The 11,750-nt window shown below is 60.8% G+C and carries 11 protein-coding genes and 1 tRNA gene; 4 read left to right on the forward strand and 8 right to left on the reverse strand.

Annotated features, from left to right (window positions below; translation table 11 throughout):
- The first annotated feature begins 318 nt into the window (after nt 1–318).
- The 3 genes from HPY64_17785 to HPY64_17795 are packed head-to-tail and all read left to right on the forward strand — an operon-like array spanning nt 319 to nt 1,416.
- A complete protein-coding gene (locus tag HPY64_17785; GenBank protein ID NPV68979.1) occupies nt 319–585 on the forward strand; it encodes a hypothetical protein in 267 nt (88 codons plus the stop codon).
- Between the two features lie 50 nt (nt 586–635).
- Nucleotides 636–1,133, forward strand: a complete 498-nt coding sequence (locus HPY64_17790; GenBank protein ID NPV68980.1) for a hypothetical protein — start codon at nt 636–638, stop codon at nt 1,131–1,133.
- Between the two features lie 25 nt (nt 1,134–1,158).
- Nucleotides 1,159–1,416: a YtxH domain-containing protein gene (locus HPY64_17795; protein ID NPV68981.1), complete on the forward strand. Its 258-nt coding sequence runs from the start codon at nt 1,159–1,161 to the stop codon at nt 1,414–1,416.
- Nucleotides 1,417–1,477: 61 nt separating this feature from the next.
- Here HPY64_17795 and HPY64_17800 read toward each other — a convergent pair whose 3' ends face one another.
- The 3 genes from HPY64_17800 to HPY64_17810 all read right to left on the reverse strand — a co-directional run bounded on the left by HPY64_17800 (nt 1,478) and on the right by HPY64_17810 (nt 5,834).
- Nucleotides 1,478–3,196: an NAD(P)H-hydrate dehydratase gene (locus HPY64_17800; GenBank protein ID NPV68982.1), complete on the reverse strand. Its 1,719-nt coding sequence runs from the start codon at nt 3,194–3,196 to the stop codon at nt 1,478–1,480.
- A gap of 135 nt (nt 3,197–3,331) precedes the next feature.
- Complete coding sequence (locus HPY64_17805; protein ID NPV68983.1) at nt 3,332–4,339, reverse strand: response regulator; 1,008 nt, start codon at nt 4,337–4,339, stop codon at nt 3,332–3,334.
- A gap of 136 nt (nt 4,340–4,475) precedes the next feature.
- On the reverse strand, nt 4,476–5,834 hold the full coding sequence (locus HPY64_17810; protein ID NPV68984.1) for an ATP-binding protein: 1,359 nt from the start codon (nt 5,832–5,834) through the stop codon (nt 4,476–4,478).
- 216 nt (nt 5,835–6,050) lie between these two features.
- Here HPY64_17810 and HPY64_17815 point away from each other — a divergent pair, with 216 nt between their 5' ends.
- On the forward strand, nt 6,051–6,689 hold the full coding sequence (locus HPY64_17815; GenBank protein ID NPV68985.1) for a hypothetical protein: 639 nt from the start codon (nt 6,051–6,053) through the stop codon (nt 6,687–6,689).
- 84 nt (nt 6,690–6,773) lie between these two features.
- On the opposite strand, the gene clpX is transcribed toward HPY64_17815, so the two are convergent.
- From clpX to HPY64_17840, 5 genes are all read right to left on the reverse strand, one after another.
- On the reverse strand, nt 6,774–8,060 hold the full coding sequence (clpX, locus tag HPY64_17820; GenBank protein NPV68986.1) for an ATP-dependent Clp protease ATP-binding subunit ClpX: 1,287 nt from the start codon (nt 8,058–8,060) through the stop codon (nt 6,774–6,776).
- A gap of 15 nt (nt 8,061–8,075) precedes the next feature.
- On the reverse strand, nt 8,076–8,678 hold the full coding sequence (locus HPY64_17825; GenBank protein ID NPV68987.1) for an ATP-dependent Clp protease proteolytic subunit: 603 nt from the start codon (nt 8,676–8,678) through the stop codon (nt 8,076–8,078).
- A 79-nt stretch (nt 8,679–8,757) separates the two neighbouring features.
- Nucleotides 8,758–10,257 carry a trigger factor gene (tig, locus tag HPY64_17830; protein NPV68988.1) on the reverse strand — a complete coding sequence of 500 codons (1,500 nt, stop codon included), beginning with the start codon at nt 10,255–10,257 and terminating at the stop codon, nt 8,758–8,760.
- A 177-nt stretch (nt 10,258–10,434) separates the two neighbouring features.
- A tRNA-Leu gene (locus HPY64_17835) sits at nt 10,435–10,516 on the reverse strand.
- Between the two features lie 69 nt (nt 10,517–10,585).
- On the reverse strand, nt 10,586–11,750 hold a 1,165-nt coding region (locus HPY64_17840), incomplete at its 5' end, for a hypothetical protein (GenBank protein ID NPV68989.1).

Below are 11,750 nucleotides of genomic sequence, written 5' to 3' on the forward strand. Positions count from 1 at the left end.
GGGTGCATTCCAAATTTGGGGCAGGATCAAGCCGCCACAGCCCAGAGGTCATCGAAGTCATGGCTTAAGCCAAACCAAACGCAGCACGAATATCTGCTCAACACGGGGGGATCAGGGCATTCTCGGACCAGCCGGGCGAGTATTGTTTCCAATTGCCCATCCCTCCTCAGTGTTCCGCCAGCTTCTCGTTTTTTTGCCCCCAATCTGGAATGCACCCCTCTCAAACAGAGATTTTGTCGCCTGTCCTATTCTCTGCTAGGATCAAGCCATTCTGGAATCAAGCCGGCCCAGCAACCTGCACCTCAAGAGGGACATGCCATGCCGTCGCCAGCGTTTACGTTCGCCTTCATTCTGGCCACGATTTGCGGCGCCGCCTTTCACCTTGTGGTCGGCGGCGATATCCGCTGGCTGGCGCTGTACCTGCTGATCGGCTGGATTGGCTTTGCCCTGGGCCACCTGGTCGGTGTGCTACTCAACATCTCACTCCTGCAGATCGGCGTGCTGCGTGTCTTCCCCGCTGTCAGCGGGGCGATATTGATGCTGGTGCTCACCCGTCTGGTGATCGCCCGCCCGACCAGACGTTAGCGCATTCCAGAACGCATGCTATACTGAGCTGGCAACCAAGCGAGGTTACTATGCCTGATGTACCGCCAAGCACCCAGCGCGATCAAAAACCCGCCAACAGTCAACCGGATTCCCCTGCTGCAGCACCCGGCAGCAAGAGTCAGGGGAACAGCACCGTCCGGCTGGTCGTTGGCTTCATTGTTGCCCTGGTCGCCATCCTTGTGCTGGGTTTCCTCGTCGCACTTATCCTGGCCTTCACCAATCCCGGCGCCGCTGCCGGGCTGGAGATTCTCCGCGACTTCTTCATCATTGTGCTGACCCTCGAGGGGTTACTCATCGGCGTGGCGCTGATCATCCTGGTGTTGCAGATCGCCCGCCTGATCAACCTGCTGCAGAACGAGATTCAGCCCATCCTGCAGGAGACAGGCGATACCGTGCGCACGGTGAAGGGCACGGCAACGTTTGTCAGCCGCAATGTTGCCGACCCCGTCATCCGGGCCAGCGGCTTTCTGGCATTCCTGGGCGCGGTGCTCAGAGAGTTGTTCAGGATCTTCCGGCTGGTGCGGTAGGGCGACCGGCAAAGGAATGGCAGTCATGCAGACTTCACAGAGAAATCAGGGTGAAGGAGCGTTTGTCCTGGGGATGCTGCTGGGCGGTGTAGTCGGTGCTATTGCAGGCATGTGGCGCAGCCCACGCAGCGGCGCGGAAACCCGCCAGGAACTGGTCAAACTGGCCAGCGAGGCGCTGGCCAGCGTACAGCGGGCCATCCTGGGGGAACGTCCGGTTGACGCCCTCGCAGAAGGCAAAGCCATCGCCCGCCAACGCCGGATCGAGCTTTCCCTCAACAAGTGAGAACAACCTGAGGTCGACCGTCTGACCGGCCTGCCCGGCGCAAGCGGCCAGCCCTGTGCCATCAAGACAGGCCGGTGCTTCCCTCCACCTGGTTCATAGCTGCAGCCATGGCCCGCAGCACATCCCGCGCCGCCACGCTGCGCCGGTTACCGACGCACCGGGCCGCCAGCCTACCGGCCAGCCCATGCAGATAGGCGGCAGCCACCGCCGCCTCAAAGGCCCCGACTCCCTGCCCGATCAGCCCGGCCAGCGCCCCGGCCAGGACATCGCCCGTGCCCGCGGTTGCCAGCGCCGGCTCCGCAAAGGGCAGGACAGCTGTCCGTCCATCAGGCGCGGCAACCACGGTATACGCCCCTTTGAGGACGACCACGCACCGCCACGCCGCCGCTTTCTCCTGTGCCAGGGCGATCCGTTGCCGGGTAACTTCCTCGCGCGGCAGGCCGGTCAGGCGAGCCATCTCACCCGGATGTGGCGTCAACACTGTGCCTTTCGGCAGTAGCTTCCACCAGGCGTCCAGGGTACTTAGCAGGTTGAGGCCGTCCGCGTCGATAACCAGTGGCGGCAAGGGGTTTTCATCGCGCTGCTCGCTCGCTTCGGGCGTAGCACGTCCCGGGACAAAACCGATCCGGCTATGGCGCGCTTCCTGCTGCTCCCGGTTGAGCAGTGCCAGCAGAAAATCGCGGGTCGCCCCCTCGCGGCCCCAACCCGGCCCCAGCAGCAGGGCATTGTACCCCTGCGCCTGCTCGCGCACCAGCGGCGCCGCATCCTCGGCAATCACGCCCAGATCATGGGGCAACAGCAGCCAGGTCGCTTCCGGCACCTGTGGCGCCAGCAGCGGCATAACGATCTCCGGCGTACCGACGGTTACCAGCCCTGCGCCAACGCGGTAGGCAGCCTCCGCCGCCAGCGCCACCGCGCCCGTGTAATTCAGCGAGCCAGCCACCACCATCACCTTACCAAAAGTGCCCTTATGGGCGTCGGGGGGCATTGCGGGCAGCCAGGCCCGGATGTCGGCGGCAGTTGGCATCTCCAGGCGGACGCGATCACGGCTGGGGAGCTTCCGCGGCAACCCGATCCCGGCCACATGCAATTCTCCACAGGCAGCCGCGCCGGGGAAGATCACCTGCCCCAGTTTGGCCGCCGCAAAAGTCACCGTCTCATCCGCTGGAATCGCCAGTGGATCCAGCGCACCAGTGTCACAATCCAGACCGCTGGGGCAATCCACCGCGATGACATAAGGCTGCCGGGGCGGGCAGGCAACGGGCAGGTCGGGAGTCACGTAGGATCGCAGCGAAGAAGATGCCTGCTGCTGCGTCAGGATCGCCTTGCGTGCTACATCCATGAATTCCGCCAGATCGCCCGCGATCGGCAGCTTGAGGCCGATGCCCAGCACGCCGTCGATCACCACCTGTGCGTTACTGAGCAGATTCTTGAGCACGCGGAAACGTTGATCCCTGGCCGCTTCAGCAATGAACAGGCCGGCCTCCCGGACGGCTGCGTAGTTGGGATCGTCGTCCTGACGGGGACGGGCCAGATAGAAGCTGACCTCATGAGCGCTCTCCGCCGCGATCAGCCGCCCGGCAACCAGCGCATCGCCGCCGTTATTGCCCGGTCCGACCAGCACTACGATCCGCGCCGGCGGCTGCGCCGCCAGCACATCAAGCACGCGGTCAGCCAGCGCCCGCCCCGCATTCTGCATCATCTGATCGTAGCTAACGCCAGAAGCGTCACCTTCCTGCTCGATGGCGCGCATTTCGGCCACGGTCACGATCTTGATCATAACTCCCTCATCGTCATTCTCTGATCCACCCACCAGCCAGGATTATAACCTGCCCGGCGTGGAAGGGTGCCAGCCCATGCCCGGTGGTAAGGCAGCATTGCCTGCACGCGGGTAGTAATTGCAGACAGATATGCTCTAGCGGGGATGAAGCGCCATCCAGACGCTGCGGCGCAGCTCACTGGGCGCCACCGGTTTGGGCAGGAAGTCATGTACTTTGGCCACCGTCAGGGCAAAGATCTGGTCCGACTGCGTACCCTGTGCGCTGACGATAATCACAGGGATGTGCGCCAGCGCCTGGTTAGCGCGCATCCGCGCCAGAATCTGCCAGGCGTGAATGTCGGGCATAACCAGACTCATCACTACCAGATCGGGCACCAGGTCCTCAACGGTGACCAATCCATCCTGCCCTGAGGTTGCCACCGGCACAAATGCCACCCCCAGATCGCGCATCGTGGCTGCAGCCAGCGAGAGAAATTCCTCATCATTGTCAATCCCAACCACAGTCCTGTCCGGATCGGCGATGCGCTCAGTCTGGCTGGCGATCAGCGTATCCAGATCGGCAACAGCGATGCGATTGCGATCGTCACGGGAAATCACCCGGCGCGTGTCAAACTCTACAAAAGCCACGGTGGCATCCTGAAGCAACTGCGGCGCGGCCTGCCGCAGCAGGTCTTGGGCATATTCCGCGTCGCTCAGGTGGCTGAACGGCTGGCCATCCTGGTTCATGATGGCCACCAAGCCGCCCTGTTCGCAGGCCCTGAAGCGGGTGTGCAGGCCCAGTTCCTGCAGGGAGTGTTCAATCCTGGCAAGCTCCGACTCCGGCAGGATCGTATTGACATAGAAGTAGCGGGTGCGCCCGGTTGTTTCTTCCCGGACGGAAAACTCGCTGAAGCGCTGCTGCTCCGGCAGGGCATGAAGCCATACATACGCCCGGTCAAAATGAGAAACACGCCCTGCCTCCCGCAAGCGCTCCAGATCGGCATCGCTGACGGGATGACCATAGTCGCTATCCTGAAAAGGCAGGAGCCTGCCACTCAGCAGATCCTGCACACGGTCTGCATCCCACTGCACGACAAAGGTGCCATCGCGCAGGATAAACACCAGATGGCGAGCAATGGGCGCTCCGTCATAATGACGCGTCATGATGCGGCTGTTGGCTCCATCCTGATCACAGCATAGCCGCTGAAGGACAACACGCAGAGGTGCCGGCGCAGTTCACAGTACCGCCCCGCCAGGCGGACGAACACTGGCCCATACCCCGACCGCGCTCACCCACCTGCTAAAGCTCAACGAAATAACTCTCCGCCGCCCGATCCAGCAACTCCCTGGTCATACGCGGCGGGCAGTTCAGGTAACGGGCGATATCGATGAGCTGATCGATCAGATCGCGCGGATGGACAGCGCGCAGCTTGCGATTACGTTTGATGTACCATTCCTGCAGGAGATAGGCCAACCCCTGCTCGTCGTAGGGCACGTGCTTGCGCTCGCACACCATTTTGAAGATCTCACGGAACTGCTCGTACGTAGGGTCTCCGACCTCGATCTTGTGCCGGATTCGACGCAGGAAGGCTTCATCAACCAGCTCGCGCGGCTCCAGATTGGTGGAAAAGACGATCATCACATAGAAGGGCACTTCGATCTTCCGCCCCGTATGCAGAGTCAGGAAGTCCACCCCCTTCTCCAGTGGCACAATCCAGCGGTTGAGCAGGTCACGCGGGCGTACCTGTTGCCGGCCAAAGTCGTCGATCAGGAACATCCCGCCATTCGCCTTGACCTGGTAAGGAGCCTCATAGTACTTGTTGATATCGTCGTAAACCAGGTCCAGGCCAGCCAGCATCAGCTCGCCGCCTACCATGATCACCGGTCGCCGTATCTTGACCCAGCGCGGATCGCGCTTCTCGCCGGTGCGCCCGCTGGCGCTGGCGGCGGTTTCGCCGGGCACCATTTCCACGATCTCATGGTGCACGTTGTCAAAGACGCGCACAATCTGCCCGTCAATATCGATAGCGAACGGAATCCACAGATCGCCGCCCAGGACAATACGCCCTACCGCTTCGGAGATCGTCGTCTTGCCGTTGCCCGGCGGGCCATAAAGGAAGATCGACTTGCCGGAGTTCACTGCCGGACCGATCTTGTTGAGCATCTCCGTGGACACCACCAGATCCTTGAGCGATCCCAGCAATTGCTCCTGGGTCACCGAGCGCCGGCCCCGGTTCTGCTCCTGCATCGCCGCGATGTACTGGCCCAGTGTCACCGGGCACGGCCCGGCGTACTGGGAGCGTTCCAGCGCTTCACGGGCCTTCTCAGAACCTTTCTCAGAGATGATGTACTGGTACGTTGCTGCCACTGCGCTGATCCCGGCGGCGCCGCGCACCTCGATCAGCTTTTCCCGCTTGAGAAAATCCAGTACGTTGTCGATAACTCCCTGATACGGCAGGCGGACAAAATCCGCGATCTGCTGGCCCGTCATGAGGCCACTGAAGTAGATGACCTTGAGGACAAGGTCCGCAATGGTCAGCATATTCAATCCGGTATCGGCCACCGAACGCATGACAGGGGGCGCCCATACCTCGGACGCCTGAGCGCGCGGCTGGGCTGGCGATTGTTGTTCTAGCTGGCGAGGCGGTCGGGGAGGAATACGTCCGGTCATGGTCCAATATCCTTGCCACACTCTGGCGCAACTGATGGCACTAAAAGATGATCTGCGCTTTTCCTGTACAGTCTTGCATTATACGTCAAAGCCGATCCCGCGCCATGTTTGCGCCCTACCCTGCCCTTGTGCGCCCTGCACAGGAACATTTGAGGCTCGGCTGAAGCAGTGCTAGAATCAAAAAACATCCCGGTGAGGTATACGATGATTGATCGAATCCAGTGGCTGGGCAATGGCACATTTTTTGTACACGGCCCGCCGCGCATCTACATCAACCCGGTTTCTGGAATCACCACTGACCGCCAACAGGCGGATGTCATCCTGATCAGCCAGGCCACCTATGACCACTGCTCCCCGGCTGTGCTCAACCGGTTGTGTGGCCCCTCAACCCTGATCATTGCCAACACCCAGGATGCCGACTGTCTGTCCGGGCATCGAGCGCAGGTGTTACGTCCCTGGCAGTGCATAACCTGCCAGCGGGCGCGGATCACCGCTGTACCCTCTCATCCGACCCGTTCGCCCGCCAGTGACGGCGACTCCATCCCTCCCATTGGCTTCCTGATCGCCATGGATACTTACGACATCTTCTATGCGGGCGATACCGTCGTTCTGCCGGATACTCAGTTCCTGCATCCCGATATCGCCATCCTGCCGGTCCGCAACAGACGCACCGGCCTGTTGGCAATCGACTACGCCATCGAAACCGTCAGGGTCCTCAAGCCGCGCTGGGTAATTCCCAGCTACTGGCAGGCCGGCGGCGGCAGCGGCCTGCTGGATGTGAAAGCGTTTCAGGCGGCGCTTAGCCCCCTGACCGAAGTGGTGATTCCGGCAGCGGTACGCTAGCAATTCGTACCCGTCAAAAGCCCTGGAGAACAAAACGGGGCCGTCCGTGTGGGCGACCCCGTTGCGTCTTTCCGTCGCACTGGATCAGGCGGCGCTTTCCAGCCTGCCATCCGCCGACCAGGCAATGGTGCGGTCATTCTCCGAGAGGATCAGCGGTTTGCTCCGCCCCTCGATGGCGTCACGGTTGACTATCACACGCCGGATATCCGGACGGCCCGGAATCTCGAACATCACATCCAAGAGCACCGCCTCGATGATACTGCGCAGCCCACGCGCGCCGATCTCGCGTTTGATCGCCTCGCTGGCGGCTGCCTTCAGGGCGTCTTCCGTGAAGATAAGCTCGACATTGTCCAGCGCCAGCAATTGCTGGTACTGCTTGGTCAGCGCGTTGCGCGGCTCCACCAGGATGCGCATCAGTGCCTCTTCGTCCAGCGGTTCGACATGCGTCACCACCGGAATGCGCCCCACCAGTTCCGGAATCATGCCATAGTGAATCAGGTCATCAGTCGTGATCTGCTTGAGCAGGTCAGTCTGGGTGATCTCCTTCCGACCCTGTTCCTTAAAGCCCAGGTGCCCGCGTACACCAATGCGGCTGGCGACCAGTTCTTCAATCCCGTCAAACATCCCTCCGCAGATGAACAGAATATTGCTGGTGTCCATCTGGATAAATTCCTGGTGGGGATGCTTGCGCCCGCCCTGGGGCGGGATATTGGCGATGGTGCCCTCGATGATCTTGAGCAGGGCCTGCTGGACGCCTTCACCGCTCACATCGCGGGTGATTGACGGATTGTCGCCGCTCTTGCGGGCGATCTTGTCGATCTCGTCGATGTAGACGATGCCCTTTTCCGCCCGTTTGATGTCCCAGTCTGCCGCCTGAATCAGGCGCAACAGGATGTTCTCCACATCCTCGCCAACGTACCCGGCCTCGGTCAACGCCGTAGCATCAGCGATGCAGAACGGCACATCCAGGATGCGGGCAAAGGTCTGGGCCAGCAACGTCTTGCCGCAGCCCGTCGGGCCAATCAGCAAGATGTTGCTCTTTTCCAGCTCAACATCGGCCAGCCGCCCTCCAGCCATCACCCGCTTGTAGTGGTTATGCACCGCCACGCTCAGGACTCGTTTGGCGCGGTCCTGACCGATAACGTACTCGTTCAGATAGTCGTAGAATTCGCGCGGCGAGGGCACGCGCTCGATAGTGAACTCCGCCCCGTCAGAGTCAGCGGGCGCTTCCTGTTCGATCAGTTGCAGGCTCAGGCGCACACACTCACTGCAGATAAACACGCCATTCGGCCCTGCAATGAGGTGCTCGACTTCGTGCCGTGCCCGCTGGCAAAAGGAGCAGCGTTGTTCCCCGCTTGGAAAATGAGTCACAGATCGGTTCCCTTGCTACTTCTTCACCGGCAGCGGAATCTTGGACGGCTCAAGCACAGCGTCAATCAGACCGTAGTCAACCGCCTGCTGGGCTGTCATATAGATGTCACGGTCAGTGTCTCGCTCAATCGTAGCGGCGTCTTTGCCCGTGTGCTCCATGAAGATCTGCAACAAACGCTTCTTCAGACGCACGATTTCTTCCGCCTGAATCACGATATCAGACGCCTGGCCCTGCGCGCCACCCAGAGGCTGATGCATATGGATGGTCGCGTTGGGCAGGGCAAAGCGCCGGCCATGCGAACCAGCGGCCAGCAGGACCGTCCCGAAGCTGGCCGTGACGCCAACCGCTACCGTGCTGATCGGCGCCTTAATCTGCTGCATGGTGTCGTAAATCGCCAGGCCAGCATAGATCATGCCCCCCGGCGAGTTGATGAACATCTGGATTTCCTTCTCGTCGTCCTCGCGGTTGAGATACAGCAACTGGGCCACGATCAGGTTGGCGACCTGGTCAGTGATGGGCGTACCCACAAAGACAATCCGTTCCTTGAGCAGGAGGGAATAAATATCATATGCCCGCTCACCACGACCGCTGGTCTCGATAACCATTGGAATCAACATCCCATACCCTCCTTGAAGCGCGTCCGCGCCTCTGCATACTTACGTTAAATACCGGTTCACCACCGTCAAGAACAACGACTTACTCAGCATCCGGCGCAGCGTCTACCGGCTCTGCCGCGCCGCTTGCGTCAGCGACCACTGGCTCCGAAGCTGTGCTCTCACCTTCTGCAGCCGGGATCTCCTCCGGCACAGCTTCGGGCTCCACATAAGGTACCGGGCCGGTCTCCGGGTTCTCCCCGCGACCAATGGCGGCGATCCGCTCCAGGGCCTGCTGTGTCAGCATCTGCAGGGAAATGTTCCGCCGACCCTGATCCTTATTCAGCAGCTCTTCAAAGATCTCCTGGATCTGCTCATTGCCCCGGCTCAGGCCGGCGGCCCGCGACTTCACTTCCTGATCGATGGCGCGCCCATCAACCTCCAGCCCTTCGCGTTCGACAAATTCGCGCAGCACCAGCGCCCGTTTGAGCCGGGCAATAGCCGCTTCCCGGTATTCCTCCCGCAACTGCTCTTCCGTGATCTGCCGCATGCGCAGGAAGGCGGTCAGGTCAAGCCCCTGACGCTGCAGTTGATGCTCCAGGTCATGCAGCAGATCGTCAATGTACTCGTCTACCATCACTTCCGGGTACTCGATCTGGGCCTGCTCCACCATCATATCCAGCACAGCATCAGCGTAGTCAGCCTCAACACGTGCTGTCTTCTCAGCCAACAGGTCCTTACGGATCTTCTGGCGCAGGTCATCCAGTGACTGCACGTCGTCTGCAAAGGTTCTGGCAAACTCGTCATCCAGTTCCGGCAGCCAGCGCACGTTAACCGCGTGACAGGTCACCGTGAAGGCGACCGCCCGGCCACGCAGCGCCTCTTCGTAATCCTCATCATCAGCCGGGAAAGACAGCTCAAAGGTACGGGTTTCGCCCGCGGTGATGCCCTCCAGGGCCTGGGAGAATCCAGGCATTGGCTCACGGGTAGCATCGCCAAGCGTCATCCGCCAGCTCATCTGCTCAAACAGCGGCTCCTTGGACAGGTTGGCGATCTCCTGGTTCTGCTCGTCCCCTTCCTGTGGCACCAGCACGCCGTGGATATCCAGCCGCACTTCGTCGCCGGTAGTCGCCGGACCTTCTTTGGCTTCGACCTCGGCCCGGCTATTCTGCATCAGCCGTAGCACATTCTCGACATCTTCATCACTGACCTCAGGCGGCGTGAACTCGCGACGCAGGGATCGATAGTCACCCAGTATGACCACCGGAGTCAACGGCACGCGGAAGACCAGCACAAGACCGTCATCCTTGCTCTCAACATTCTCCAGCTGGCCAGGGCCATACGGCTCCAGGTCTGAATTCCGGATCACCTCACCGTACAGGTCAGGGCCAATCTGATCAATCGCTTCTTCCAGAATGGCCCCGTCACCCAGGTAACGCTGGACGATCGTGTAGGGCGCCTTGCCCTTGCGAAAGCCAGGAATATTGACCCGTTGTGAGAGGCTACGCGCCGCCGATTGCCTGGCTTTGTTCAGCGCCTCAGCGCTCACCTCAACCCTGATCTGCGCAAGACGGTTTTCCAGGATTTCGATTTGTGAATTCAAGGGGATTTCCTCAGACATCGGATGACCTATGCGATACCGGACGTGGATTATAGCATGCCGATTCGGGCTATACCAGAGAACGCAAGACGCTCTTACAGTGATCTAACGCTCCGGCCTCACCTTACACAAACAAGCGCCACGACTGCCGGCGCTTGTGGTGCCTTACGGCGCTCCTGATGGGGAAGGCGGGACTCGAACCCGCACGGATAGCTCCACATGATCCTAAGTCATGCGCGTCTGCCAGTTCCGCCACTCCCCCATGGTCCGTAGTCGGAATTATAAGCGATGCCCATAGCAGAAACAATACCGGATTCGCGCGGGTTGCTCCTTAGGAGCGCGAAACCAGATCGAGATCAACACGGGGAAGCATGAAAGAAAACGTGCTGCCTTGACCGGGCACGCTTTCCACCTCGATCCGGGTGTTCATCTGGCTGGCGATCAACTGAGCGATGGCCAGCCCCAACCCTACCCCACCAAAGCGACGGGTCGAAGACGACTCCACCTGGTAAAACGCTTCGAAGATTCGCCCCAGTTGATCAGCAGCGATCCCGATTCCATAGTCCCGCACGGCTACCCACACCTGACCTGCCGGGCGACTTTCGATCAGGATGTCGACAGGCGTACCGTCTGGGCTGAATTTGAGGGCGTTATCCAGCAATTGCTGGAGCACCTGAGCAGCGCCGCGCCTGTCGGCCAGCACCACCGGGGTCTCCGGCGGATAAAGCCGCCGCATGCGGCGTGTATCCCGCTTCTTCCAGATGCGGCCAAGATTGCGGATGGCCAGCAGGACACTCTCGCCAATGACAACCGGTTCCAGTTTCAGGTTTTGGCTTTCGGCCAGCTGGGTCACATTGGCGACTGTCGTCTCCAGCCGCCCGATCGCTTCCACCGCCATATTGATCAGACGCCGACCGGGATCGCGGGCCGGGACTTCCTCACTGAGCAGCGCCACCGCCGATTTGACCTGCAGAACCGGGGTACGCAGCTCGTGGCTGACATTGCGAACGATCGAAGTCTTGAGCAGGTCGGCTTCGCGGGTTGCCCGCAGGGCAGCTTCCAGCTGGCGATTGCGTTCGGCCAGATCACTGGTCAGTTGCCAGTTGCTTTGTAGCAAGCGGTCAAAGCGAGCCTTGAGGTTGAACAGCGCCCGGACACGTATCAACAATTCTTCCGCCACAAACGGGCTGACCAACAGGGCATCGGCCCCAGCGGCAACGCCGCCGAACAGATTGAGCACATCGCGCTCAATCACCAGCAGCACAGGCAGGAAGCTGAGTGGATTTTCATCTTTCTTCAGCTCATCCCAAACTGCCAGCAAAGGACTGTCTGGCCCGGCAGGTGAAAGCACAAGCAGATCAGGCTGCAGGCGGTCGATCTGAGCGGCGATTCCGGCGTGATCCGTCAGCAGGAAAACGCTAAACTGCGCCTCCCGCAACTGCGCCCCCAGGCGGCTGGCGTTCGCCCGGTCGTCAGAGGCGATCATGATTCTGGCA

This window comes from Anaerolineae bacterium, from assembly GCA_013178165.1.
GTDB lineage: Bacteria > Chloroflexota > Anaerolineae > Aggregatilineales > Ch27 > Ch27.